Origin of the sequence: Neisseria sicca VK64 (genome assembly GCF_000260655.1) — a bacterium.
GTDB lineage: Bacteria > Pseudomonadota > Gammaproteobacteria > Burkholderiales > Neisseriaceae > Neisseria > Neisseria sicca_B.
In genome coordinates this window covers 1-26,031 of record NZ_AJMT01000088.1, presented here as the reverse complement: position 1 = coordinate 26,031, position 26,031 = coordinate 1, and the positions used below count along the sequence as shown (strand labels likewise).

General features: G+C 52.2%; 26 protein-coding genes and 1 pseudogene. 16 read left to right on the top strand and 11 right to left on the bottom strand.

Annotated elements, in window-relative coordinates; translation table 11 throughout:
• Positions 1–83: 83 nt before the first annotated feature.
• Positions 84–1,352 carry a DUF945 family protein gene (locus HMPREF1051_RS05425; protein WP_003765486.1) on the top strand — a complete coding sequence of 423 codons (1,269 nt, stop codon included), beginning with the start codon at positions 84–86 and terminating at the stop codon, positions 1,350–1,352.
• 298 nt (positions 1,353–1,650) lie between these two features.
• On the opposite strand, the gene HMPREF1051_RS05420 is transcribed toward HMPREF1051_RS05425, so the two are convergent.
• The 3 genes from HMPREF1051_RS05420 to HMPREF1051_RS05410 all read right to left on the bottom strand — a co-directional run bounded on the left by HMPREF1051_RS05420 (position 1,651) and on the right by HMPREF1051_RS05410 (position 2,735).
• Entirely contained in the window at positions 1,651–2,061 is a 411-nt protein-coding gene (locus HMPREF1051_RS05420; protein WP_003761628.1) for an MliC family protein, read from the bottom strand.
• A gap of 273 nt (positions 2,062–2,334) precedes the next feature.
• Entirely contained in the window at positions 2,335–2,460 is a 126-nt protein-coding gene (gene ykgO / locus HMPREF1051_RS05415; RefSeq protein WP_003685279.1) for a type B 50S ribosomal protein L36, read from the bottom strand.
• Positions 2,460–2,735 (bottom strand): type B 50S ribosomal protein L31, encoded by a 276-nt coding sequence (locus HMPREF1051_RS05410; RefSeq protein WP_003765525.1) that lies wholly within the window; start codon positions 2,733–2,735, stop codon positions 2,460–2,462. Before HMPREF1051_RS05410 ends, ykgO begins: the two co-directional genes overlap by 1 nt.
• A gap of 150 nt (positions 2,736–2,885) precedes the next feature.
• On the opposite strand from HMPREF1051_RS05410, the gene hemH reads away from it, so the two are divergent.
• Together hemH and HMPREF1051_RS05400 are read left to right on the top strand one after the other, a co-directional pair.
• Positions 2,886–3,896, top strand: a complete 1,011-nt coding sequence (gene hemH / locus HMPREF1051_RS05405; RefSeq protein WP_003765500.1) for a ferrochelatase — start codon at positions 2,886–2,888, stop codon at positions 3,894–3,896.
• A gap of 213 nt (positions 3,897–4,109) precedes the next feature.
• Positions 4,110–4,511 carry a c-type cytochrome gene (locus tag HMPREF1051_RS05400; RefSeq protein ID WP_003765473.1) on the top strand — a complete coding sequence of 134 codons (402 nt, stop codon included), beginning with the start codon at positions 4,110–4,112 and terminating at the stop codon, positions 4,509–4,511.
• An 82-nt stretch (positions 4,512–4,593) separates the two neighbouring features.
• Here the strand turns inward: HMPREF1051_RS05400 and rpoH are convergent, their stop codons facing one another.
• The 5 genes and pseudogenes from rpoH to cueR form a co-directional block, all read right to left on the bottom strand.
• Entirely contained in the window at positions 4,594–5,457 is an 864-nt protein-coding gene (gene rpoH / locus HMPREF1051_RS05395) for an RNA polymerase sigma factor RpoH (protein ID WP_003744881.1), read from the bottom strand.
• Positions 5,458–5,730: 273 nt separating this feature from the next.
• Complete coding sequence (gene lnt / locus HMPREF1051_RS05390) at positions 5,731–7,272, bottom strand: apolipoprotein N-acyltransferase (RefSeq protein WP_036492030.1); 1,542 nt, start codon at positions 7,270–7,272, stop codon at positions 5,731–5,733.
• 81 nt (positions 7,273–7,353) lie between these two features.
• Positions 7,354–8,220 carry a DUF808 domain-containing protein gene (locus tag HMPREF1051_RS05385; RefSeq protein ID WP_003765458.1) on the bottom strand — a complete coding sequence of 289 codons (867 nt, stop codon included), beginning with the start codon at positions 8,218–8,220 and terminating at the stop codon, positions 7,354–7,356.
• Positions 8,221–8,663: 443 nt separating this feature from the next.
• Positions 8,664–9,043 (bottom strand): annotated as a pseudogene (locus HMPREF1051_RS05380) (transposase); the annotation flags it as partial.
• 10 nt (positions 9,044–9,053) lie between these two features.
• Positions 9,054–9,446 carry a Cu(I)-responsive transcriptional regulator gene (gene cueR / locus HMPREF1051_RS05375; RefSeq protein ID WP_009311410.1) on the bottom strand — a complete coding sequence of 131 codons (393 nt, stop codon included), beginning with the start codon at positions 9,444–9,446 and terminating at the stop codon, positions 9,054–9,056.
• A 147-nt stretch (positions 9,447–9,593) separates the two neighbouring features.
• On the opposite strand from cueR, the gene HMPREF1051_RS05370 reads away from it, so the two are divergent.
• From HMPREF1051_RS05370 to hisH, 3 genes are all read left to right on the top strand, one after another.
• Positions 9,594–9,803: a heavy-metal-associated domain-containing protein gene (locus HMPREF1051_RS05370; RefSeq protein ID WP_003674677.1), complete on the top strand. Its 210-nt coding sequence runs from the start codon at positions 9,594–9,596 to the stop codon at positions 9,801–9,803.
• Positions 9,804–9,902: 99 nt separating this feature from the next.
• Positions 9,903–12,068, top strand: a complete 2,166-nt coding sequence (locus HMPREF1051_RS05365; protein ID WP_003765507.1) for a heavy metal translocating P-type ATPase — start codon at positions 9,903–9,905, stop codon at positions 12,066–12,068.
• Between the two features lie 347 nt (positions 12,069–12,415).
• Positions 12,416–13,060 (top strand): imidazole glycerol phosphate synthase subunit HisH, encoded by a 645-nt coding sequence (gene hisH / locus HMPREF1051_RS05360; RefSeq protein ID WP_003765462.1) that lies wholly within the window; start codon positions 12,416–12,418, stop codon positions 13,058–13,060.
• Between the two features lie 137 nt (positions 13,061–13,197).
• On the opposite strand, the gene HMPREF1051_RS05355 is transcribed toward hisH, so the two are convergent.
• The 3 genes from HMPREF1051_RS05355 to gshA form a co-directional block, all read right to left on the bottom strand.
• Complete coding sequence (locus HMPREF1051_RS05355) at positions 13,198–13,917, bottom strand: SDR family oxidoreductase (protein ID WP_003761605.1); 720 nt, start codon at positions 13,915–13,917, stop codon at positions 13,198–13,200.
• 393 nt (positions 13,918–14,310) lie between these two features.
• Positions 14,311–17,085, bottom strand: a complete 2,775-nt coding sequence (gyrA, locus tag HMPREF1051_RS05350) for a DNA gyrase subunit A (RefSeq protein WP_003765478.1) — start codon at positions 17,083–17,085, stop codon at positions 14,311–14,313.
• 252 nt (positions 17,086–17,337) lie between these two features.
• Positions 17,338–18,690 carry a glutamate--cysteine ligase gene (gshA, locus tag HMPREF1051_RS05345; protein WP_036492022.1) on the bottom strand — a complete coding sequence of 451 codons (1,353 nt, stop codon included), beginning with the start codon at positions 18,688–18,690 and terminating at the stop codon, positions 17,338–17,340.
• Positions 18,691–18,958: 268 nt separating this feature from the next.
• Here gshA and leuC point away from each other — a divergent pair, with 268 nt between their 5' ends.
• The 10 genes from leuC to HMPREF1051_RS05300 all read left to right on the top strand — a co-directional run bounded on the left by leuC (position 18,959) and on the right by HMPREF1051_RS05300 (position 25,934).
• On the top strand, positions 18,959–20,368 hold the full coding sequence (gene leuC, locus HMPREF1051_RS05340; RefSeq protein ID WP_003765512.1) for a 3-isopropylmalate dehydratase large subunit: 1,410 nt from the start codon (positions 18,959–18,961) through the stop codon (positions 20,366–20,368).
• A gap of 124 nt (positions 20,369–20,492) precedes the next feature.
• On the top strand, positions 20,493–20,714 hold the full coding sequence (locus HMPREF1051_RS05335) for a hypothetical protein (RefSeq protein ID WP_003765475.1): 222 nt from the start codon (positions 20,493–20,495) through the stop codon (positions 20,712–20,714).
• Positions 20,715–20,822: 108 nt separating this feature from the next.
• Entirely contained in the window at positions 20,823–21,188 is a 366-nt protein-coding gene (locus HMPREF1051_RS05330; RefSeq protein WP_003765521.1) for a VOC family protein, read from the top strand.
• Between the two features lie 54 nt (positions 21,189–21,242).
• Entirely contained in the window at positions 21,243–21,884 is a 642-nt protein-coding gene (gene leuD, locus HMPREF1051_RS05325) for a 3-isopropylmalate dehydratase small subunit (RefSeq protein ID WP_003742170.1), read from the top strand.
• Positions 21,885–21,988: 104 nt separating this feature from the next.
• Positions 21,989–22,657 (top strand): DUF2625 domain-containing protein, encoded by a 669-nt coding sequence (locus HMPREF1051_RS05320; RefSeq protein ID WP_003765515.1) that lies wholly within the window; start codon positions 21,989–21,991, stop codon positions 22,655–22,657.
• Positions 22,658–22,694: 37 nt separating this feature from the next.
• Positions 22,695–23,156, top strand: a complete 462-nt coding sequence (locus tag HMPREF1051_RS05315; protein WP_003765492.1) for a YhcH/YjgK/YiaL family protein — start codon at positions 22,695–22,697, stop codon at positions 23,154–23,156.
• Between the two features lie 99 nt (positions 23,157–23,255).
• A complete protein-coding gene (locus tag HMPREF1051_RS15450) occupies positions 23,256–23,387 on the top strand; it encodes a hypothetical protein (protein ID WP_003765453.1) in 132 nt (43 codons plus the stop codon).
• A gap of 10 nt (positions 23,388–23,397) precedes the next feature.
• Positions 23,398–24,468, top strand: a complete 1,071-nt coding sequence (gene leuB, locus HMPREF1051_RS05310; protein WP_003765488.1) for a 3-isopropylmalate dehydrogenase — start codon at positions 23,398–23,400, stop codon at positions 24,466–24,468.
• Positions 24,469–24,654: 186 nt separating this feature from the next.
• On the top strand, positions 24,655–25,218 hold the full coding sequence (locus HMPREF1051_RS05305; protein WP_003765464.1) for a YceI family protein: 564 nt from the start codon (positions 24,655–24,657) through the stop codon (positions 25,216–25,218).
• A 149-nt stretch (positions 25,219–25,367) separates the two neighbouring features.
• Positions 25,368–25,934, top strand: coding sequence for a peptidylprolyl isomerase (locus HMPREF1051_RS05300; protein ID WP_003765470.1), 567 nt, complete (start codon positions 25,368–25,370; stop codon positions 25,932–25,934).
• Positions 25,935–26,031: the final 97 nt, after the last annotated feature.

Here is a 26,031-nt window from a genome sequence, read left to right as displayed (position 1 = left end):
GCCCTATCTTGCGCAAAGCCGATTCGAATCTACCCGATTCCAATCCATCCATTACATTTTTACCACCTGCTTAAGGACAAGACATGAAAAAAAGCATCATTGCGACATTAGTCGGCATCGCCGCATTGGGAGGAGCAACCGTTGGCGGTGGCATTTATGCCGACAACAAATTGAAACAGGAATACTATTTCCAAAACAATCCCGATGCCGACAAACGCCTGAAAATCACTCTGGATAAATTCGACATGGGCCTCACTTCGGGTAAAGCTTCATGGAGGGGCGACATCACGCCCGACTTGTGCCATCAGGACACAAAATTCTCAATACGCGGCGAGGACATCATCACCCGCGGTCTGAACGGCTACACCATCCAAACCAAACTCTATCTGATTGGAGATGACAATAAAGAAATATTCCGATTGGACGGCAATACCGTGCTTTCTTGGGGTGGCGAATTAGAGGGCAAACTGACCGCACCGGCAGGCTCATTAAACATCGATTCCGACGAAGTCAAATGGGAAACGGCGACTTTGGCTGTCAAAGGCCACAAATCCGACCATCAGTACCATCTCGATAATTTCAATTTCGAATGGCCCGGCATGACTGCCTCACACCCTGACAAACCTGATAGCCCGGGATACCAATTTAGTTTGAAAAACGTTAAATATCAGGCCGATATGGAAAAAGGTGACACCACTGCATTGCGCAACGGTACATCCCTCTTCACCGTAGACTCTGCCGCATTCAAAATGGGCAACCAAACCTTTGATTTCTCTGTCGACAAAATCAAAGCAGGAAGCAAACAGTCTGCAAAAGACAACAAATACGCTATGGAAGGACAAAGCGAAGTCGAAAACTTCCGCATCAACAACATCAAATTCGACCGCATCCATTACAACTTCAACCTCCGCGATATCAATGGTGAAGGTATCGACCGCATCAATAAATTCTTCGACCGTCAAGGTAAAGAGTGCGTCGATATGAACAGCCCCGACACACAAAAAGAACTGATGGAAGCCGCAAAAACCTTTTTAAAAACCGGCATCAAATTCGACTCAAAAGGCAATCAAATCTACTTGAACAACAGCGCGGTCAAAGCCGACGCAGACGCCTCCATTCCGCCTATCGAATATAAAAACGACGAGCAGCTTCAACAAGACCTCCTCAGTAAGCTGAAATACAACGTCAACGCGGAGGTCGATAAAAACTTCATCAGAGAAGTGCTCAAACTGGCTTCTCAATACGATCCCAATATCAAAGAAAGCGATTTGGACAACGTCGTCAAAGAAATGGCAACCGCGCTCAATGCCGAAGTCACCGAAGACAAGCTGATTATCAAACGCAGCCAATAATCCGCCGGCAAACCTGTTAGAAAATATAGGGGATTAAATTTAAATCAGGACAAGGCGACGAAGCCGCAGACAGTACAGATAGTACGGAACCGATTCACTTGGTGCTTCAGCACCTTAGAGAATCGTTCTCTTTGAGCTAAGGCGAGGCAACGCCGTACTGGTTTAAAGTTAATCCACTATACCGACAGGTTTCGCATTTACCCATAGCAAAAGGTCGTCTGAAATTTTCAGACGACCTTTTTGGTTTCACGGAGATAGGCATCGCAAACCCGCCATCCCCTAACAATTCACGCAGTCATTAACGCTGATTGCAAGAAGTGTCTACTTTGTTGCCATAAGGATCAACGAAGCTGAAGAAGGCTTGGCTGCCTTTTTGATGCCATTCCGCACCTTTACCGAACAAGCCGCGGTTGGAAACATAACGCTCGCCGGAACCGGAAACCGCAGAAGACAAGACAGCACGTTTGTCATCCAGGCTCAACTCGACGCGGTTGGTGTCCAGATTGCGTACAGTCACAGACAAACCGTTTTCACACTCAAAAGATTGGGGCGAACGGCGGTCGCTAGACTGACCACGATCATCATAGTTGCGATCTCCATGGTCATGACGGTGCTCGTGGCGAGGAGCATCATTATCATCATAATCAGGGGCAGCACAAGCGCCCAAGGACAAAACAGCCGCTACGGCCAATACAGCTTTAAGTTTCATATTAATACTCCTGAAAAATGTGGAACTGCATAACAGTCGTTCCATGTTATAAACATCCTTATAGTCTAGCAAGGGAGCTTACCCTAATTTACCTGCACGCCCCCGAATGTAGCTTTTTCCAAAGCTCCGTAGTTTTTTCGCAAACATTAAAACTTCCCTCAACCATTGCTTCACACTTACCCGACCGTCCGAGGTCGTCTGAAAACAAAAAAACCGCCCGCGAAAATCATCGCGAGCGGCAATCCATTGAGAGCATTACAAAATATGAAAACATTACCGCTGACGGGCTTTGAAGCGGGGATTGCTTTTACAGATGACGTAAACTTTACCTTTGCGTCGAACGATTTGACAATCGCGATGGCGCTTTTTCGCTGTTTTCAATGAAGACAAAACCTGCATTATTTATCCTTTCTAAAAGACGAAATCATAGATTGGAACCTTTGGTTGAACTTGCTGGCGCGGCCTTCGATATTCACATTGCGCTGTTTGCCCGTATAGACGGGATGCGAAGCAGAAGACGTATCCAAAGAAAATAAAGGATATTCTTTACCATCGTTCCAAACCATCGTTTTGCCGTGTGTATCCGCACAAGAACGGATCAGCCAGCCTTCATTGGCACCACTGTCGTAAAAAAGCACAGTACGGTAATTTTCAGGGTGGATATTCGCTTTCATCATTCCTCCGATAAATGTTATGGTATAACATTATACATCATAAACTTTAAAACACAACCCCGAAAAAAGGTCGTCTGAAAACGCAGACCATATTCAGACGACCTTCACATTGCTACAATACGGGCTTCCACTCCAATCCAAAGGCACATCATGCCGCTTTTCCACGTCGAACCCTCCCTGTCTTACACTCAGCAAAACCGTGTAGGCATCCTCCTCCTCAATCTCGGCACGCCCGATGCCCCGACCGCCGCCGCCGTCAAACCATATCTTCGAGAATTTCTATCGGACCAACGCGTCGTCGAACTGCCCAAACTACTTTGGCAGCCGATTTTGCATGGCTTGGTCCTGACACTGCGTCCCAAGAAAAGCGCACATGCTTACGCCAAAATCTGGTTTGAACAAGGCTCTCCGCTTGCCGTCTATACCCAACGTCAAGCAGATGCCCTCGCCAAAGCCATACCCGACACCATCGTCCGCCATGCCATGACCTATGGCAACCCGGGCATCGAAACCGTCCTTGCCGAAATGAAAGCCCAAGGCGTAGGCAGATTGCTGATTGTCCCTTTATATCCGCAATACGCCGCCTCCAGCACCGGCGCGGCATTAGACAAAGTGTTCCAACAACTGCTGAAGCAGCGCAATCAAATGAGCCTGCGTACCGTTTCGCGTTTTTACGACGACGCAGCCTATATTGATGCCATGAAACAACACATTGAAGCATATTGGAAAGAACACGGACGCGGCGAGAAACTCATGTTGAGCTTTCACGGCATTCCGCAAAAAAATTACGACGACGGCGACCCTTATCCCGACGAATGCCGCCATACCGCGAAACTTCTTGCCCAAGCACTCAACCTAAACGAGCAAGAATACATCGTTTCCTTCCAAAGCCAATTTGGCAAAGCAAAATGGGTGACGCCCAGCACACAGGCCCTGTTTGACCAACTGCCCAAACAAGGCGTCAGCAAATTAGATGTATTCTGTCCGGGCTTTATGGCGGATTGTCTGGAAACCATGGAAGAGATTGCCATCATGGGGCGCGAACAATTTCACGCAGCCGGAGGCAAAGAATACCGCTACATCCCCTGCTTGAACGACCACCCCGCATGGATTCTCGCCCTGACCGAACTGGTCAAAAACAACCTGCAAGGCTGGCAATAACCGGATACATCATCCGACAAGGGATATTGGTGATCACTGATGGACTTTAAACCCAAACCAAGCTGCGACAGCATCCTCATTTAAAACCTATCTGCGGTTTTCCACTGAAAGCGTTACATTTGATTTAAGTCTAAGGTCGTCTGAAAAATCTGTTTTCAGACGACCTTTATTGTATTATCGATAAACAGACCACACCGATAAAAAGGACACATCATGACCACAACAAAAAAAATATTGGCGGCTGCAATTTTTACCCTGTCCGTCCACAGCACCTTTGCCGCCGATGCTGCCCAAATGACGCAAGGCCAAAAAATTTATGAAAGCAACTGCGCCGCCTGCCACGGTAAAAAAGGGGAAGGCAGGGGAACCATGTTTCCCCCTCTTTACCAATCAGACTATATTATGAAAAAACCGCAGGTATTGCTGCAAAGCATGACCAAAGGCATCAACGGTCCCATCAAAGTCAACGGTAAACCTTACAACGGCTTTATGCCCGCAACCGCCATCAACGATGCCGATCTCGCTGCCGTTGCCACCTATATCATGAATGCGTTTAACAACGGCGGCGGTACCATTACCGAAAAAGACGCCAAACAGGCTAAAGCGAAAAAATAAGGCATCCATACACAAAAAAGGTCGTCTGAAACCGAGATTTCGGGTTTCAGACGACCTTTTTCCTTCTACTGAACTGTTTTTTTTAAACCGCTTCCGCTTCTTCCGCGAGGAAACCGCGCAGTTTTTGCATGGCTTTGGCTTCGATTTGGCGGATGCGCTCGGCAGACACGCCGTATTCGGCTGCCAGCTCGTGCAGGGTCAATCCGCCATCGTCTTGCAGCCAGCGGCTTTCTACGATGCGGCGGCTACGGTCGTCCAGTTGAGCCAATGCGTTTTGCAAACCTTCGGTTTGCAGGGCGTAATGGGCTTGTTTGGACAGTTGGCGGCTGGGTTCGGCATCGTGGTCGGCAAGCCAGTCGATGGGGGCGAAGCTGTCTTCGTCATCGTTGTTGTCTGCCATGATAGCGATGTCGTGTCCGGTCATGCGTTGTTCCATTTCCATGACTTCGGACAATTTGACGCCCAAATCGTCGGCGATGTCTTGCGCTTCTTTCGGAGACAAGGCATTCAGGTTTTTACGCATACTGCGCAGATTGAAGAACAGTTTGCGTTGCGGTTTGGTGGTCGCTACGCGCACCAGTCGCCAGTTGCGCAGGATAAATTCGTGGATTTCGGCCTTAATCCAGTGTACGGCGAATGAAAACAGGCGCGCGCCACGGCTGGGCTCGTAGCGTTTGACCGCTTTCATCAGTCCGATGTTGCCTTCTTGGATAAGATCGGCTTGGTTCAGGCCATAGCCGTCGTAGCCTCGTGCGATGGATACGACGACGCGCAAATGGGAAAGAATGAGTTGTTTGGCGGCGTTAAGGTCGCCTTTTTGCTGACGCTCCGCGAGTTGGCTTTCTTCTTCGGGCGTCAACATGGGAATGCTGTTGACGGTATGAATGTATTGCTCAAGGCTGCCGTTGCCGCTGTGGATGACGGGTAATGCAAAGGCGTTATTCATGAGAGTTGCTTTCCTTTATATGATGTAGAGACTATTGTTTACTTGTTGTTTGCTGTGCAGTATATCACTGCCTGTTGCCCTATCGTATGCTGTCAAATGCCTTTTTCTGTAAAAGACTGTTTGATAGGTGGATTTTCTTGCTTTTTGAAATTCGATTGATTTTGAAAATTTGACTGTTTTACTGGGAATAAGTTCAGTATATTACAAACATTCTTGTATGTAAATATTAAAGTTCAAGAAAAACGGCCTTATAAAAAGACCGCTTTTTCAAACTCAATCTGCTTTTTTCCTGATTAAAAACAGTGTGATGGCAATGATTGACAATACTCCGATCAGCCACAACGAACCGCCTGCCTTCATATAAGGGGTTTCGCCGATATAGCCTTTGATATGCCCTTCCAAGACGGCATCGGTATTGGGTTCGCTCTCGGCGATGATGCTGCCTTTGGGAGAAATAATGGCGGTTGCACCGGTATTGGTGGCACGGACCATATAGCGTCCAAGCTCCATCGCGCGGGCTTGGGATTGCTGGAGCTGTTGGTACATGGCGTTGGAATCGCCGTACCACGCCATATTGCTGACGTTGGCAAGCAGCGTAGCGTTTTTGGCGGTAGCAATGAGTTCGTCGCCAAAGCCGTCTTCATAGCAGATGTTGAAGGCGACTTTTTGATCTTTCATCGTCAAGGGAGCCTGCCCCGCTCCGCCGCGACGGAAGTCGGCAAGCGGCATATTCATCAGTTTGTACAACGGTTCTGTCAAAAAAGGCAGCGGTTTGTATTCGCCAAAGGGAACCAGATGATTCTTGGCGTAATACGGGAGGTCGTCTGAAATATCATCGTAGTCGCTCAAATTGATTACGGCATTTTCGTATCCGCTGCCGTCGGCTGTATATTGACCGATACCGACGGCCAACGCGCTGCCGTTCGTGCGCGCCTGCTCGGCAAACTGGGTCAGGATATTTTCCGGCAAATCCTGACGCATTACAGGCAGAGCGGTTTCCGGCAGGATAACGATGTCGGCGGATGTTTTGCTGATTTGACCGTAGTATTTCTGAATGGTGGGGACAACTTGTTCTTCATTCCATTTCAGGTTCTGCTCGATATTGCCCTGCACGAGCGCGACGGTACTGGTGCTGCCATCGGGTTTGGTAAAGTCGGTTTGCTGGGCGATATAGCCGACGGTACACAGCATGACAATCATGCACATCGGCAGCAGGCGTTGTTTCAGACGACCCGTATTGTCAATCAGCAACACCAGCCATGCGCTGACAAATGCCGTCGCCAGCGTCACCAGATGAATACCGCCCAAAGGCGCAAAGCCGGCAAGCGGGCTTTCTTTGACGATTTGGGAATAGCCGATTGCCCCCCAGCCGAAGCCGGTCAACAGGCGTTCGCGGGCAAATTCCGCCAGCGTCCACAAAATCGGCAAAACGATGCCGACCTTAACCCAGCGTGGCAGATGAAACTTCTTCCACAACCAAAAACAGGCGGCGGGATACAGCGCGAGAAACGCCGGCAGCAGGAAAGTCAGCGGAATCGCGTATAAATTAGGCAGGCCGGAAACATCGTGCAGCGCGGTATGTATCCAATAAAACTGCGCCGTATAAGCAATCAGCCCAAACAGATAGGCAGTGGAAACAGCAAAGCGCGGACGCAGTTCAATCAGTCGGATCAGCGCGCCAAACAGCAAAGGCATCAGCCAAAAATGGTAATAAGGCGCGAAAGTCAACGGCGTGGCGGCGGCAATCAGGATCACCAGCGGCCAGTACAGCACAGGATGCTGCCAATATTGTTCGAGTTTGCGGAAAATGTTCATTGCAGAGAAAAGAAAATAAGAGGTCGTCTGAAAATACAGCTTCAACAAAGTTAAACCATTTTCAGACGACGTATCGATTGTTTAGTGTTTTTGAAACAGCTTCATCAATGGCAGAGCAACAGCGCAGGCGACGGCGCCGGCAATCAGCCCGACGGCAAGGTTGGCGATATGCTCCATCAAGCCGCTGTCCCAATGTTGCGCGTGTAAGAAATCATGCAAAAAGCCCAAGTTGTGGGTAATCAGACCGCCGCCGACAAGGAACATGGCAAGCGTACCCACCACGCTCAAACCGCGCATGAACCAAGGCATAAAGGCAATCAAGCCGCGTCCGACCGTTTGGATGCCCGTGCTTTTTTGACGCATCAGCAGCATACCGAAGTCGTCGAGTTTGACGATAATGCCGACCAAACCGTACACAAAAGCGGTCATACCGATGCCGATTGCCGCCATCACCAGCGAACGGGTCATCAGCTCGTATTTTTCGACCACGCCCAAAGCAATAATAATGATTTCGGCAGACAGGATGAAATCCGTACGAATCGCGCCTTTAATCTTGGTTTTTTCGTCCAGCGTTTCGGCGGCAGCCTCCTCGTCTTCATGCGCTTCGTGGCGGTGTAAAAACTTATGCAGCAGCTTTTCCACGCCCTCGAAACACAAATAAATCCCGCCTATCATCAATAAAGGCGTAATCAGCTTCGGCAAGAAGGCAGACAGCAGCAAAGCCAGCGGCACCAAAATCAGCTTGTTCACCAAAGAACCTTTCGCCACCGCCCAAATAATCGGCAGCTCGCGTTCCGCCGACACGCCGGTAACCTGATTCGCATTAAGCGCCAAATCATCGCCGACCACGCCCGCCGTTTTCTTGGCAGCCATTTTGGTCATCAGGGCAACGTCGTCCAAGACAGCGGTAATATCGTCCAAAAGGGTGAAAAGCGAGGCAAATGCCATGATATATTTCCGAAAAAGGGTCAGATTGAAGAAGCCGGCTATTATAACCGAGAAAGTATGACACCGAAGGCTTTCAGACGACCTTTAATGGAAATTAACGGAATTTGGCGCGGCTTAATTGAAAACCTGCCGCCTCGGCATCAGATATCGCTTGGGAAAGATTTGAATCGGATGGCAAGACAGCACTTCGCCAACTCAAAAAGGTCGTCTGAAAACCGCCCTCCTCTTTTGAACTGCACCCCAAAAGTTGGACACATCCCCTCCAACTCACAAGGTGCAGTTTTTTTATGAGCAGAGACCTTTGCAAAAAAGCCCTTCCCCCGACAGACGAAACCCAAACACAGGTTTTCGGCTATTTCCCTCCCCCAATACCTCCTGATTTTACCCAAATACCCCCCTTAATCCTCCCCGGATACCCCATAATCAGGCATCCGAGCCGCCTTTTAGGCGCAAACAGGCGCACTTAGCCTGTTAGCCGCTTTCAACAGGTTCAAACACATCGCCTTCAGATGGCTTTGCGCACTCACTTTGAGCAGACCAAAATAGGCTGCCCGGGCATAGCGGAATTTACGGTGCAGCGTCCCGAAGCTTTGTTCGACCACATAACGGGTCTTTGACAAATAGCGGTTACGTTTGGTTTGCGCTTCCGTCAGCGGACGGTTGCGGTGGGCTTTGCGCATAATGCCGTCCAACAACTGATGTTCTTTCAGATGTTGCCGGTTTTCCTTACTGTCATAGCCTTTATCGGCATAGACGGTCGTACCTTCCCTTCGGCAATGCCTTCCAACAAAGGCAACAGGTGGTTGCACTCATGTGTATTGGCCCCAAGCCGCCTAACGCTCCTCCAGCCCGGCCAAAATCGCACAATCCGGGCAGTCGTCTCCCGCGCAGGCATCGTGCCAGCGTTGCAGCTCGGCCACCATGCCCTGCAAGCGTTCGATTTTGGCTTCCAGCTCGGCGATGTGCCGCGCGGTGAGCGTTTTCACTTCGCGGCTGGTGCGCTGCGGGTTGTGTTGCAGGCTCAAAAGCTGCCCGATCTGCGGCAGCGAAAAGCCCACTTCCCGCGCATGGCGGATAAAGCGCAGCCGGGCAAGGTCGGCCTGTCCGTAGCGGCGGTAGCCCGCTTCGCTGCGCGCGGCCGGGGCGATTAGGCCGTGCTTTTCGTAGTCGCGGATTTGTTTGGCGGAAAGGCTGCTCTCGGCCGCGGCCTGGCTGATGTTCATCATGATGCTTGACCTTTACTTCGGGTGAAGCTTTATAGTGGTGGCACTTAGCGGGAAAGCAAGAGCAGACCCATCATTTCAGGCTACCTGAAAGCTTTGGCTGCAACGGACTTTAAAACCTCAGCCTCATTCCAACAGAAAGGAAACCCTATGCAAACCATCACATTAAACATCGAAGGCATGACCTGCGGCGGCTGCGTGAAAAGCGTTACCAGCATCCTCGAAGGCGTAAACGGCGTGGACAAGGCCGAAGTGAGCCTGGAAAACAAGAACGCCGTCGTGGAATTCGACCCCGCCCAAACCAACCCCGCCGCGCTGATAGAAGCGGTGGAAGACGGCGGCTTTGATGCGGCTTTGTAAATCGAATCGCAACAAATCGACTGCAACACCCCAAAGGCTACCTGAAAACCCTGCTCCGCTTTTTTCAGGTAGCCCAACCACATTCAGAAGGAAGAAACCATGCAACAAAAAGTCCGTTTCCAAATCGAAGGCATGACCTGTCAGGCATGTGCTTCGCGCATTGAAAAAGTGTTGAACAAAAAAGATTTTGTCGAATCGGCGGGAGTGAACTTCGCCAGCGAGGAGGCACAGGTGGTGTTTGACGACAGCCAAACCTCCGCCGCCGACATCGCCAAAATCATCGAGAAAACCGGTTACGGCGCAAAGGAGAAGACGGAAGACGCGCTGCCTCAGCCTGAAGAAACCGCGCATGTAAGCTGGCGGCTGTGGCTGCTGTTCGCCATCAATATTCCGTTCCTTATCGGCATGGCAGGGATGATGCTCGGGCGGCACGATTGGATGCTGCCGCCGTTGTGGCAGTTTGCGCTGGCGAGCGTGGTGCAGCTTTGGCTGGCGGTGCCGTTTTACAAAAGCGCGTGGGCGAGCATTAAAGGCGGGCTGGCGAATATGGACGTGCTCGTTACCATCGGCACGGTATCGATTTACCTGTATTCCGTCTATATGTTGTTTTTCAGCCCGCACGCGGCGCACGGCATGGCGCATGTGTATTTTGAAGCGGGCGTGATGGTGATTGGTTTTGTGTCGCTGGGCAAATTTTTGGAACACCGCACCAAAAAATCCAGCCTGAACAGCTTGGGCTTGCTGCTGAAACTCACGCCGACCCAAGTCAACGTGCAACGCGAAGGCGAATGGAAACAACTGCCCATCGACCAAGTGCAAATCGGCGACCTAATCCGAGCCAACCACGGCGAACGCATTGCCGCCGACGGCATTATCGAAAGCGGCAGCGGCTGGGCGGACGAGAGCCACCTCACCGGCGAATCCAACCCCGAAGAGAAAAAGGCGGGCGGCAAAGTGTTGGCGGGCGCGCTGATGACCGAAGGCAGCGTGGTGTACCGCGCCACGCAGCTCGGCAGCCAAACCCTGCTCGGCGACATGATGAACGCGCTGTCCGAAGCGCAAGGCAGCAAAGCGCCGATTGCGCGCGTGGCGGACAAGGCAGCGGCGGTGTTCGTGCCTGCCGTCGTGGGCATCGCACTTCTGACTTTTATCGCCACTTGGCTGGTGAAAGGCGATTGGACGGTTGCGCTGATGCACGCCGTTGCCGTTTTGGTGATTGCCTGCCCGTGCGCGCTCGGTCTGGCGACGCCCGCCGCGATTATGGTCGGCATGGGCAAAGCGGTGAAACACGGCATTTGGTTCAAAGACGCGGCGGCGATGGAAGAAGCTGCCCACGTCGATGCCGTCGTATTGGACAAAACCGGCACGCTGACCGAAGGCAGGCCACAGGTTGCCGCCGTTTATTGCGTTCCCGACAGCGGCTTTGACGAAGACGCTTTGTACCGCATTGCCGCCGCTGTTGAACAAAACGCCGCCCACCCGCTCGCCCGCGCCATCGTCTCCGCCGCCCAAGCACGCGGCTTGGACATTCCCGCCGCACAAAACGCGCAAACCGTCGTCGGCGCAGGCATTACCGCCGAAGTTGAAGGCGTGGGTTTGGTGAAAGCGGGTAAACTTGATTTTGCCGAATTAAAGTTGCCTGAAAACCTTTCAGACGACGTCTGGCGCATCGCAAGCATTGTCGCCGTTTCCACCAACAGCAAACCCATCGGCGCATTCGCGCTTGCCGACGCATTGAAAACCGACACCGCCGAAGCCATAGGTCGTCTGAAAAAACACGGCATCGACGTTTACATCATGAGTGGCGACAACCAAGGCACGGTCGAATACGTCGCCAAACAACTGGGTATCGCACACGCCTTCGGCAACATGAGTCCGCGTGACAAGGCCGCCGAAGTGCAAAAACTCAAAGCCGCCGGCAAAACCGTGGCGATGGTCGGCGACGGCATCAACGACGCGCCCGCCCTCGCCGCCGCCAACGTCAGTTTCGCCATGAAAGGCGGTGCGGACGTTGCCGAACACACCGCGTCCGCCACGCTGATGCAGCATTCGGTCAACCAGCTCGCCGATGCCCTGCTGGTGTCGCAAGCGACTTTGAAAAACATCAAACAAAACCTGTTTTTCGCCTTCTTCTACAATATCTTGGGCATCCCGCTCGCCGCTCTCGGCTTCTTAAACCCCGTCATCGCAGGCGCGGCAATGGCGGCAAGCTCGGTGTCGGTGTTGGGCAATGCGTTGAGGTTGAAACGGGTGAAGATTGAGTAATATGGAAAAGGTCGTCTGAAACAAGGTTTTCTCTTTCAGTTGCCTATTTCAGACGACCCATCATCCTGTAAACGATATAAAGAGCCAAGTTTTCAAACTTGGCTTTGTATAGTGGATTAACTTTAAACCAGTACGGCGTTGCCTCGCCTTGTCGTACTATCTGTACTGTCTGCGGCTTCGTCGCCTTGTCCTGATTTAAATTTAATCCACTATAACATATATAGTGCCGCCCCACCCTCACCGCCGCTCAACGCAACGATTTTCCGCGTTCGGGGTTTGCTATAAAATCATTACCATCGCAATGCCCTTCCCCGCCTTGCCCCGTTATCCAAAACTAAGGAGAAAACATGAAAACCGCTATTGTCGATTACGGCATGGGCAACCTGCATTCCGTCCTCAAATCCGTACAGGCCGCGCAAGCCTTGTCCGGCAAAGCTGCTGAAATTTATCTGACCGACCGCCCCGAAGACATCTTCGCTGCCGACAAAATCATTTTCCCCGGTCAGGGCGCGATGCCCGACTGTATGGCGGCGCTGCGGCAAAGCGGTTTGGGCGAGGCAGTGGAAGACGGATTGAAAAACAAACCGTTTTTCGGCATCTGCGTCGGCGCGCAATTATTGTTCGAACACAGCGAAGAAGGTGATACTGCCGGACTGGGCTGGTTTAAAGGCAGGGTCAAACGCTTCGCCGCCAATCAAACCGATGGACACGGAGGTCGTCTGAAAGTGCCGCACATGGGCTGGAATACAGTACGCCAAACCCGCCCGCACCCGCTGTTTAAAGACATCGGGCAAGAAACGCGCTTTTACTTCGTCCACAGCTACTACTTCGCCCCCGAAGACCCCGAAACCATCCTTGCTACCAGCGAATATCCGCACGAATTTGCCTGCATCGTCGGCAAAGACAATGTGTTCGCCACCCAGTTCCACACGGAAAAAAGCCACAACGCAGGATTGTTGCTGTTGCGTAACTTCTTGGATTGGCAGCCCTAGCAGTCTGTTTATAGCAGAAGGTCGTCTGAAATTTTTCAGACGACCTTTTGCATTGCTTGCCTGATACAACAATAATGTTTTGAAAATCAAAACGCGGCATTCATCAAATGATGATTTTGCCGCGTTACCGTTCAAACTTAGAGGTACACAATCTCGCCGCTGCGCCCTTTGCTTTCCTGACTTGCCCACCACACAAACTGCGGCAATACGTCGGTATAGTTTTTACGTTCGCTTTTCGACTCGCCCGGATGGGACTTGATGCGTTGAGGCGAGTTAATCGGACCCGGAATCAGAACATTGGCGCGCAGGTTGTCAAAACGTTCCCACTCGTCGGCAGCGACTTTGCACAAATAATTCAACGCGGCTTTAGACGCGCCGAACCCACCCCAATAAGCCTTGGGATCTTCGCCATGACTTTCTCCGACAAAAATCACGGAAGCATCGGAAGAAGCTTTGAGCAAAGGCAGCATTGCGCGTGTCAAACCCATCGGCGCAACGGTATTGATCCGATATTGGTTGACCCATTCCGATACGGTCTGGAAATCCAAAGGAGAAAGTGCATAGAAATAGCTGGCACAATGCACGATACCGTCCAAACGTCCGCCGGTCGCCTCGGAAATGGTTGCGGCAAATTGGTCAAACTCTTTTTCTTCGGCGCTCATTAAGTCGAAGCAGATGGCAAAGGGTTCGGGATAGCCGGCATCGACAATGGCATCATAAACTTTTTCCAACTTCTTTTGATGACGCGCCACCAAAATGACGGTCGCGCCGGCCGCCGCATAAGCCTTGGCAACCTGCTCGCCCAAACCTTGGGATGCGCCGGTTACCATGATGATTTTATCGGATAAAGTTGACATGATTTCTCCATTTTTTAGATTTATAGTGGATTAACTTTAAACCAGTACGGCGTTGCCTCGCCTTAGCCCAAAGAGAACGATTCTCTAAGGTGCTGAAGCACCAAGTGAATCGGTTTCGTACTATCTGTACTGTCTGCGGCTTCGTCGCCTTGTTCTGATTTAAATTTAATCCACTATATCAATAAATTATCGAAAATCTGAAAGAAGGCTGAGACAGGGCGGGTATATTAAAAAACCAATTTTGAAACCATTTGGTTTATTGCCTGCTCAACCACTCTTTCTATTGAAATAGAAACGATGAACAGGCAATCGTTCAGCCGATATTCTTAATATCGTGAAACCTATCGTTTCAGACGCCCCTGCCAATCGGCTCCGGTCAATCGGAAGCTTGATTTACGCTTCGCCACCTTCAATATCCGATACGGTGTTCTCGGCTTCATTGCCTTCCGGATTTTCCGCCTCGGGATTTTCATCTTCCGCTTCTTCGGCAACACGTTCCAGCGATACCAAGGTTTCGCCTTCGTCCAGATTAATCAGGCGTACGCCTGCTGCGGCGCGGCCGGTTTCGCGGATTTGTTGGACTTTGGTACGGATGAGGACGCCGCCGCTGGTAATCAGCATTAGGTCATCGGTTTCGCCGACTAGGGTTGCAGCGACCAAATCGCCGTTGCGCTCGCCGGTGTTGATGGCGATATTGCCTTGTCCACCTTTGTTTTTGCGGCTGTAATCGGCAATCGGGGTACGTTTGCCGTAGCCGTTGGCGGTGGCGGTCAGCACTTGCAAATCGCTTTGAGCGGCTTCGGGGGCAAAGGTAATCAGGCTGACGATTTTGCCGTCGGCAGGCAGGCGCATACCGCGCAGGCCGCCGCTGCCGCGACCGGACGGACGGACGCCATGTTTGCCGCTTGGCAGGGCATTTTCGTTGTCGGCGGTTTCGTCTTCGAGGTCGTCTGAAATCTCGGTTTCGATGTCGGCATCTTCCGCTTCGTCGTTACCAGATTTTTCCCAGTATTCGTTGAAGCGGATGGCTTTACCCAAGTTGGAGAACAGCATGATGTCGTCCGAGCCGCTGGTTTGCGCGGCGCCGACGAGGTAGTCGCCTTCTTTGAGCGCGATGGCTTTGATGCCTTGGCTGCGGACGTTTTTGAAGGCGGAAAGCTGGACTTTTTTTACCATGCCTTGTGCGGTGGCGAAGAAGACGTATTGGTCTTCGGGGAACTCGCGCACGGCGAGGATGGCGCTGACTTTTTCGCCTTCTTCCAACTGGATAACGTTGTTAATCGGACGGCCGCGGCTGTTGCGTCCGCCTTCGGGCAGTTTGTAAACCTTAATCCAGTGGCACTTGCCGAGGTTGGTGAAACACATCAAATAGTCATGCGTGTTCGCAACGAACAGGGTTTCGATGAAGTCTTCGTCTTTGGTGGCCGCCGCCTGTTTGCCGCGCCCGCCGCGACGCTGCGCCTGATAGTCGGTGGTCGGCTGGGTTTTGATATAGCCACCGTGAGTCAGGGTAACGACCATTTCGCGTTGCGGAATCAGGTCTTCATCGGCAATGTCGCCGCCGAACGGGTTGATTTCGCTGCGGCGTTCGTCGCCGAAATTGGTTTTGGTTTCTTCCAATTCTTCGCGGATGATTTGGGTGATGCGTTCCGGTTTCGCCAAAATGTCCAAAAAGTCGATGATTTTTGCCATGATGTTTTTGTAGTCGCCGACGATTTCTTCTTGGTCGAGGCCGGTCAGGTTGCGCAGGCTCATGCGCAGGATGGCGTCGGCTTGGATTTCGCTCAGATAATAGCCTTGTTCCTGCAAGCCGAGGTTGGCAGGCAGACCTTCGGGGCGCGCCATGCGCAGGTCGAGGTCGGTACGGCTCAACATGTCTTCCACCAAACCGCTGCGCCATGCGCGGGACAGCAGTTTTTCTTTGGCCTCGGGCGCGTCGGCGGATTCTTTGATGAGGCGAATCATCTCGTCGATATTGGACAGTGCAACGGCTTTACCTTCGGCGATATGGCCTTCATGACGCGCTTTTTTCAAGCGGAACAAGGTGCGGCGGGTAACGACTTCGCGACGGTGGCGCAGGAATTCTGCCAAAATCTGTTTCAGGTTCAACAGGCGCGGCTGACCGTCAACCAAAGCAACCATGTTGATGCCGAAACTGTCTTGAAGCTGGGTGAGTTTATAGAGTTGGTTTAAAACGACTTCGGCGTTTTCGTTACGTTTCAATTCGATAACAACGCGCATACCGGATTTGTCGGATTCGTCGCGCAGGTCGGATACGCCTTCCAACGTTTTTTCGCGCACCAGTTCGCCGATTTTTTCCACCAGCTTGGCTTTGTTCACCTGATACGGGATTTCGTCGATGATGATGGCTTCGCGTTCGCCGTTTTTGCCTATCGGTTCGATATGGGTTTTACCGCGCATAACGACGCGGCCGCGGCCGGTTTTATAGCCTTCGCGCACGCCGCTCAAGCCGTAGATGGTTGCGCCGGTCGGGAAATCGGGGGCTTGCAGGATGTTGATCAATTCGTCGATTTCAGTTTCGGGTTCGTCCAAAAGACGCAGACAGGCGTTGATGGTGTCGGTGAGGTTGTGCGGCGGGATGTTGGTCGCCATACCGACGGCGATACCGGACGAGCCGTTGACCAACAGCGCGGGAAAGCGGGTCGGCAACACCAGCGGTTCGTGTTCGCTGCCGTCGTAGTTCGGGCCGAAATTGACGGTTTCTTCTTCGATGTCCGCCAACATTTCGTGGGCGATTTTCGCCATGCGGATTTCGGTATAACGCATGGCCGCGGCGCCGTCGCCGTCAACCGAACCGAAGTTGCCCTGACCGTCGATTAAGACGTAGCGCATCGAAAAATCCTGCGCCATGCGCACGATGGTGTCGTAAACCGCGGAATCGCCGTGCGGATGGTATTTACCGATGACGTCGCCGACGATACGCGCCGATTTTTTGTAGGCGGCATTCCAGTTGTTTTTCAGCTCGTGCATGGCGTAAAGCACGCGGCGGTGCACCGGCTTCAAACCGTCGCGCACATCGGGCAGCGCGCGGCCGACAATCACGCTCATGGCGTAATCGAGATAGCTTTTGCGCATTTCGTCTTCAAGGCTGACGGGCAGGGTTTCGAGTGCGAATTTATGGTCGTTGCGGATAGTTGCGTCGGTCATGGTTTTCTTTATTTCGTATGGCAAAAATAGATGGGAATTTTAGCATAAAACCGCGCTTTTCGGGCTTTTTGCATCCCTTTTGAATCATATGGCGAATAAACTGATTTTTCGCCGCAACTACCGTACTGTCCGTACCATCCGCGGCTTGTTGCTTTAATGATTGTCTGCTATTCCTACCTGCCCACATAAAAAGGTCGTCTGAAAACTTAAACTATGGTTTTCAGACGACCTTTCACTATTTTAAGTAATCCTTTACGGGGCGGTTTGTTCCAACTCAAGTGCGGCGGCAAGCAGCGACAAACGAGCCATTACGCCGTAAACGTAGAGGCGGTTGTGTTCGTTGTCCACGTCGCAGTCTTTTTCGGAGCGCGGCATACCGAGCGAGTCCCATTGTTCAAATACGCGTTTGCAGGCTTCGGGGGCTTCTTGGGAGTTGTCGCCGCTGCCGGTGGGAATGCTGTTGGACAGCGGGACGAACACCATGCCGCCGGCGTTGAGGTTTTCGTCCGCGCCGCGTCCTTCGTGTACGCGGAAGAAGCCGCCGATAACGAAACGGTCCATCATATAAACGACGGGTTCGCACACGGCGCCGTTCATGGTTTCATAGGTATAAATGCCTTCTTGGACAATCACTTCGCTGACTTCCAAGCCTTCTTTCACCTTCGCCATTTTGTTGCGGTTTTTGCGGTTCAGCCCGCGCACTTCATCGGCGGATTTGACGCTCATCACGCCCATGCCGTAAGTACCCGCGTCGGCTTTGACAATCACGAAAGGCTGGTCGGTAATGCCCAATTCGTCGTATTTGGCTTGAATTTTCGCCAGCACGCGTTCTACCGCTTCCGCCAACGCGTCTTCGCCTTCGCGCTCTTGGAAGTCCAACCCGCCGATTTTTTCGAAATACGGGTTAATCCGCCATTCGTCGATGTCAATCAGCTTGGCAAATTCGGCGGCGACTTGGTTGTATGCGCTGAAATGTTCTGTTTTACGGCGCGTCGTCCAACCGCCGTGCAGCGGAGGCAATACGGTTTGGCTGATGTCTTTGAGAATGTAGGGAACGCCCGCGGACAAGTCGTTGTTCAACAAGACGACGCAAGGCGAGAAGCCGTCGGCAAGATGGACGCGCTCGCGGGTACGCAATAAAGGTTCCAGCAGGATTTTATCGCCCAACGCGGTTTCAAACTCAGTCGGCTCGGTAACTTCCGGATTCAGGCTGCCCAAACGGACTTCATACCCTGCCGAGCGCAAAATCTCGCTGAGTGCGTAAACGTTTTGCAGGTAAAACGTGTTGCGGGTATGGTTTTCGGGAATAATCAATACGGATTTTGCCGTTTCGCAGGCACGTTGTACCGCATCTTGCGCCGCAACTGCCGCCAGCGGGATGAAATTCGGATTCAGATTGTTGAAACCGCCGGGAAACAGGTTCATATCAATAGACGAAATTTTGTAACCGGCATTGCGGATGTCGACCGAACCGTAAAACGGCGGGCGGTGCGCGTTCCATTGCGAACGGAACCATGCTTCGATTTTGGCGTGGTTGCACAAGATTTTCGCTTCAAACGCCTGAAGTTGCGACAGATGTTCGGCAGCCATAACCGGTAATTTCATTCTCTATACCTCTGTTGTCGGATGTGGGATACGGATGGAAATGATAGTGCTTTTTTAGGCGGTACGACAAGCATTGTTTCAAATAAAATACCTCTTTTTGTCAACAATTCTACAATTTGTCCAATTTTTGAAAGTTATTTTTAGATTTTTACGGGAAAATGTAGAAATTAGACAAATTTCTATTGCACTACCCCTGTAAAAAGCCTAAAATCCGCCCATCAAAACAAACCATCTACCCCTATTATTAATAAGCAAAGATAACCCCATCATGAGCGCACAAACCCTCTACGACAAACTCTGGAACAGCCACGTCGTCCGCGAAGAAGAAGACGGCACTGTCCTGCTTTACATCGACCGTCATCTAGTGCACGAAGTCACCAGCCCGCAGGCATTTGAAGGTCTGAAAATGGCGGGACGCAAGCTGTGGCGTATCGACAGCGTCGTCTCCACCGCCGACCACAACACCCCGACCGGCGATTGGGACAAAGGCATCCAAGACCCGATTTCCAAGCTGCAAGTCGATACTTTGGACAAAAATATCAAAGAGTTTGGCGCACTCGCCTACTTCCCGTTCATGGATAAAGGTCAGGGCATCGTTCATGTCATGGGTCCGGAACAAGGCGCGACCCTGCCCGGCATGACCGTCGTCTGCGGTGACTCGCACACCTCTACCCACGGCGCGTTCGGCGCGCTGGCACACGGTATCGGCACTTCCGAAGTCGAACACACCATGGCAACCCAGTGCATTACCGCGAAAAAATCCAAATCCATGCTGATTGCCGTTGAAGGTCGTCTGAAACCGGGCGTTACCGCCAAAGACGTCGCCCTCTACATCATCGGACAAATCGGCACGGCAGGCGGCACGGGCTATGCCATCGAGTTCGGTGGCGAAGCCATCCGCAGCCTTTCGATGGAAGGCCGCATGACCCTGTGCAACATGGCGATCGAAGCAGGAGCGCGCTCCGGCATGGTTGCCGTCGATCAAACCACCATCGACTATGTTAAAGACAAACCCTTCGCACCCAAAGGCGAAGCATGGGACAAAGCCGTCGAATACTGGCGCACGCTGGTTTCCGACGAAGGCGCAGTATTCGACAAAGAATACCGTTTCAAAGCCGAAGACATCGAACCACAAGTAACATGGGGCACATCGCCTGAAATGGTTTTGGACATCAGCGGCAAAGTACCGAATCCTGCCGAAGAAACCGATCCCGTCAAACGCAGCGGCATGGAACGCGCCCTCGAATACATGGGTTTGGAAGCCGGTACGCCACTGAACGAAATCCCCGTCGACATCGTATTCATCGGTTCCTGCACCAACAGCCGCATTGAAGACTTGCGCGAGGCCGCCGCCGTCGCCAAAGGCCGTAAAAAAGCCGACAACGTACAGCGCGTGTTAATCGTTCCCGGTTCCGGCTTGGTTAAACGGCAGGCGGAACAGGAAGGCTTAGACAAAATCTTCATCGACGCCGGTTTCGAATGGCGCGAACCGGGCTGCTCAATGTGCCTCGCCATGAACGCCGACCGCCTCACTCCGGGTCAACGCTGCGCCTCCACTTCCAACCGCAACTTCGAAGGCCGCCAAGGCAACGGCGGGCGCACGCACCTTGTCAGCCCTGCTATGGCTGCTGCCGCTGCGGTCAACGGTAAATTTACCGATATCCGCACCATGGCATAATCTTTCAGACGATCTCATCAATAGAGGTCGTCTGAAAACGATACGTTGCTCAAGCAAATCTCCCCATCGTTGCGCAAAACGTCTGAAACCTTTTCAATCATTTATCACTTGAAAGGAATCCATTATGAAAAAACTTTTTGCATTGGCTGCCGCAGCTTTCATCTTGTCTGCCTGTTCCAGCACTTGGTCCGGAGCAAAAGATGACACCAGCCGCAACTGGGACAAAACCAAAGAAACTGCCGAGCACGTAGCCGACAAGACCGAGGAAACCGTTAAAAAAGGCGGCAACGCCGTAGGCCGCGGAATGAGCAATGTAGGCAGCAAAATCGAAGCCGCTACCGAATAAACCGGCAGCCGAGGTCGTCTGAAAATCCAAACCCTTTTTTCAGACGACCTCTAACCCTACATTAGTAATACAACTGAAATTTTCAGCATTCCATGCAAAGAAAGAACCATGAGTAATCCGTCAAGCTGGTTTGGCATACATGCCCAAGATTTGGATCGAGCCAAAGCATTTTACGAATCCGTCTTCGGCAAACCTTTGCAAGACATCGGCGGTAACGACTTCCGTTTCATCATTTTCCCAGCCGATTACACGCAACACGGCACTGCCGGCATGATTTGGCACGACAGCAACGCCCAACCCAGCCACGGCGGTACAACCATATTCTTCAATTGTCCGGATTGTGCCGAGACCGCAGAAAAAGCCGTTTCGGCAGGCGGTAAATTGTTGCAGGGGAAATTCCCCATCGCCAACGGCTTTGCCGCCTTTATCGAAGATACAGAAGGCAACCGAATCGGTTTGCACAGCACACGTTAATCCAACCCGCCAAACAACCATCATTTTTTCACATTATTCCTATAAGAATCTGACATGAAAGCCTTTACCAAAATCACCGCCATCGTCGCCCCGCTCGACCGCAGCAACGTCGATACCGACGCCATCATCCCCAAACAATTTTTAAAATCCATCAAACGAAGCGGCTTCGGTCCCAATGCCTTTGACGAATGGCGTTACCTCGACCACGGCGAACCGGGTATGGACAACAGCAAACGCCCGCTGAACCCCGATTTCTCGCTGAACCAGCCGCGTTACCAAGGCGCGCAAATCCTGTTGACGCGCAAAAACTTCGGCTGCGGCTCCTCGCGCGAACACGCCCCTTGGGCATTGGACGACTACGGCTTCCGTGCCGTTATCGCCCCCAGCTTCGCCGATATCTTCTTCAACAACTGCTACAAAAACGGCCTCCTGCCCATCGTGTTAACCGAAGAACAAGTCGACCAGCTTTTCAAAGAAGTCGAGGCCAATGAAGGCTATCAACTCTCCATCGACCTTGCCGAACAAACCCTGACCACACCAAGCGGCGAAACGTTCAAATTCGACATTACCGAACACCGCAAACACTGCCTCTTAAACGGCTTGGACGAAATCGGACTAACCCTGCAACACGCCGACGAAATCCGCGATTTCGAAGAAAAACGCCGCCAAAGCCAGCCTTGGCTGTTTAACGGTTAAAACAGCAGGCAGCCTACAATGATTGTGCAGGCTGCCTGTTTTTTGTGCGTCAGACCAAATGCAGAGAATAGAAGCCTGCTCCGCTCATTTTCAATTGATCCCAAATGAAAACATTATCCGAACTCATCAATACCGCCGACCCCGCATGGCCGTTGATTCAAGAGTGGCTTTCTGAAGCTGCCCATCCCGTAGAAATCCTGCCGCGCGACTCTGCCGCTGCAGAAGTCGAACTCTTAAAAACACAAGTAACCACACGTTCATTTATGGGTGCGGTCGTTTATGAAACCGGCGGCATCCTGATTGACGACGGCTGGTTGCGGATACTGGGTTCGGGCAGCGCAAAACTGCCTCGCGGACTGGGAAGCTGGAATCTCGGCCGCACACAATCCGAACCTGCCGCGCCCGCGCCCTATTACCTGATTGCCGATGACGCCGCAGGCGGCTACTTTGCCATCAACGGCGGCGGATTGGACGGCACACCCGGCAATGTGTTCTACCTCCCGCCAGATACTCTCGAATGGGAAGATTGCGAAAAAGGCTATGGCGATTTTTTGCATTGGGCATTAGTAGGCGACCTGCAGATGTATTATGAAAACCTACGTTGGCAAAATTGGCGCGAAGAAATCCGCAATTTGAGTGGCGACAATGTTTATACGTTCTTTCCATTTTTATTTACCGAAGAAGGTGACGACATCGACCAAGTCAGCCGCAAGCCTATCCCCATTGCCGAACATTATGCTGCCACTTTAGATTTACAAAAAACCATCCAGTAAGGAATGCTTTTTCAGACGACCTTTCCAATCAAAAACCATGATTACCGACACCATCACCAACGCCGCTCGCTACGCCGCGCTGCACCCCGACTTTGCCGATGCCGTCCACCTGCTGCAAACGCTGGATTTCGCCGCCCTGCCCGACGGACAAGTGCCGTGCGCAAACCCCAATATCCGCCTTTTTGTCGGCAGCGAACCGATGAGGAGCAAAGCCGAAGCCAAGCCCGAAGCACATTTGAAACACATCGATATCCAAGTTCCTATCAGCGGGGAAGAAACCTACGGCTGGATAGACAGGGGTCGTCTGAAAAACGGTTTGGGCTACGACGAAAAGCGCGACATCGAATTTTTCGACTGTGAACCGGAAACCTGGCTCACGCTCCAACCGGGCGAGTTCGCCCTCTTCTTTCCCAACGACGCGCACGCCCCGTTGGTGGGCGACGAAAAGTCCATACGCAAAGCCGTCTTTAAAATCCGTATCGAAGCAGAACGCTACTGATTTCCTTCAACCCTTCGCAACTAATGTAAAACTTGGCTGCCCATCGCGTTCCCGAAGAATCCGCCCGCATGATTTCCAAGCGGCTTTCTCGATGCCGCAATGGTACAATCAGCCTCGTTCAAGCAAACCGACCTGCAAACAGACACAAAAGGTCGTCTGAAAACACCATCCTTACAAATGGAAAACGCTTTGCCGTTTTCAGACGACCTCCCCTTTTCCAAACCCTCATAAGGATTTTGCCATGACCAAACATATCGCCATCCTCCGAGGCGACGGCATCGGCCCCGAAATCGTCGCCGAAACCGTCCGCGTACTCGACAAACTCATCGCCCAAGGCTTGGACGCCAGCTACGAATACGCCCCACTAGGCGGCGAAGCCTACGACGAATACGGCCATCCCTATCCCGAATTCACACAAAACCTCTGCCGCAAAGCCGATGCCGTCCTGCTCGGCGCAGTCGGCAGCCCGCAATACGACAACCTCGACCGCCCGCTGCGCCCCGAACGCGGACTATTGGCCATCCGCAAAGACTTAAACCTGTTTGCCAACCTGCGCCCCGCCATCCTCTATCCCGAGCTTGCCAACGCCTCCACGCTCAAACCCGAAATCGTCGCAGGCCTCGACATCCTCATCGTGCGCGAACTCACCGGCGACATCTACTTCGGCGAACCGCGCGGCATCCGCGTTTTGGAAAACGGCGAACGCGAAGGCTACAACACCATGAAATACAGCGAAAGCGAAATCCGCCGCATCGCCCACGTCGCCTTCCAATCCGCCCAAAAACGCAGCAAAAAAGTCTGCTCCGTCGGCAAAGCCAACGTCTTGGAAACCACCGAACTGTGGCGCGAAATCTTTGAAGAAATCGGCAAACAATACCCCGACGTCGAACTCTCCCACATGTATGTGGACAACGCCGCCATGCAGCTCGTGCGCGCGCCCAAACAATTCGACGTCATCGCCACCGGCAACATCTTCGGCGACATCCTCTCCGACGAAGCCTCCATGCTGACCGGCTCCATCGGTATGCTGCCCTCCGCCTCCCTGGACGAAAACGGCAAAGGCCTGTACGAACCGTCACACGGCTCCGCACCCGACATCGCCGGACAAAACAAAGCTAACCCGCTGGCTACCATCCTCTCGCTTGCCATGCTGCTGCGTTACAGCCTGAACGACGAAGCCCGCGCGCAACAAGTCGAAAACGCCGTCCAAAAAGTGCTGCAACAAGGCTTGCGCACCGGCGACATTTACGAAGAAGGCACGAAACTCGTTTCCTGCTCCGAAATGGGCGACGCAGTACTCGCCGCCTTGTAAAAGGTCGTCTGAAAACCAAAAGCGCGGATAACACCGCGCTTTTTTGATTAATATTACCCTTCTCAGGTTTCAGACGACCCCATCATCAAACCCAAGTAAATCCACCGTTCACCCGTAAGAAATGATATGCATTCTTTCCTATGTTAAGATAAACGTCTTTACAACCTCACACAAAGGACAAGAATCATGAAAAAAATCATCTTCGCCGCACTCGCAGCAGCAGCCATCGGTACTGCCTCCGCCGCCACTTACAAAGTGGACGAACACCACGCCAACGCCCGTTTCGCCATCGACCATTTCAACACCAGTACCAACGTCGGCGGTTTCTACGGTCTGACCGGCTCCGTCGATTTCGACCAAGCCAAACGCACCGGCAAAATCGACATTACCATTCCCGTTGCCAACCTGCAAAGCGGTTCGCAACACTTTACCGACCACCTGAAATCTGCCGACATCTTTGACGCTGCCAAATACCCGAACATCCGCTTCGTTTCCACCAAGTTCAACTTCAACGGCAAAAAACTGCTCTCCGTTGACGGCAACCTGACCATGCACGGCAAAACCGCCCCCGTCAAACTCAAAGCCGAAAAATTCAACTGCTACCAAAGCCCAATGGCGAAAACCGAAGTGTGCGGCGGCGACTTCAGCACCACCATCGACCGCACCAAATGGGGCGTGGACTATCTGGTTGATGCAGGCATGACCAAAAACGTCCGCATCGACATCCAAATCGAAGCCGCCAAACAATAAGCCGCTGCGCAACACAAAAGGTCGTCTGAAAACGAAGTTTGCTGTATCCGTTTTCAGACGACCTTAAAATATTTCACAACGCCTTTTAGAGATTTCACATAAAATCCGCGATAATAACGTTTGATTTTCACACTACGAGAAACACTCAAATGAACAAAACCCTCAAACTCACTTTCGCCGCCCTTGCACTTGCCGCAGCCTTCAACGCCCAAGCCGAGACACACGCCGTCATCGAAACCAATATGGGCAACATCAGCCTGTCGCTCGACGAAACCAAAGCACCCAAAACCGTCGCCAACTTCGTCAACTACGCCCGCAAAGGCTTTTACGACAACACCGTCTTCCACCGCGTTATCGACGGCTTCATGATCCAAGGCGGCGGCTTTACCGCAGACCTTGCCCAAAAAGCCACAGATAAAGCCATCAACAACGAAGCGGACAACGGCTTGAAAAACACCGTCGGCACCATCGCCATGGCGCGTACCGGCGATCCTAATTCCGCCACCAGCCAGTTCTTCATCAACACTGCCGACAACGCATTCCTCGACTTCAAAAACAAAACCCCGCAAGGCTACGGCTATGCCGTCTTCGGCAAAGTGACTTCGGGCATGGATGTCGTGCAGCAAATCAGCAAAACCCCGACTGCGACACGCGGCTTCCATCAAAACGTCCCCGTCAAACCGGTCATCATCAAGCGCGTCACCATCGGCAAATAAATTATAGTGGATTAAAATTGCAATGATACGGCGTTGCCAACGCCCTTATGTACTATCCGTACACGGCGGGCGTTGCCGCCTTGTCTCATTTTTATTT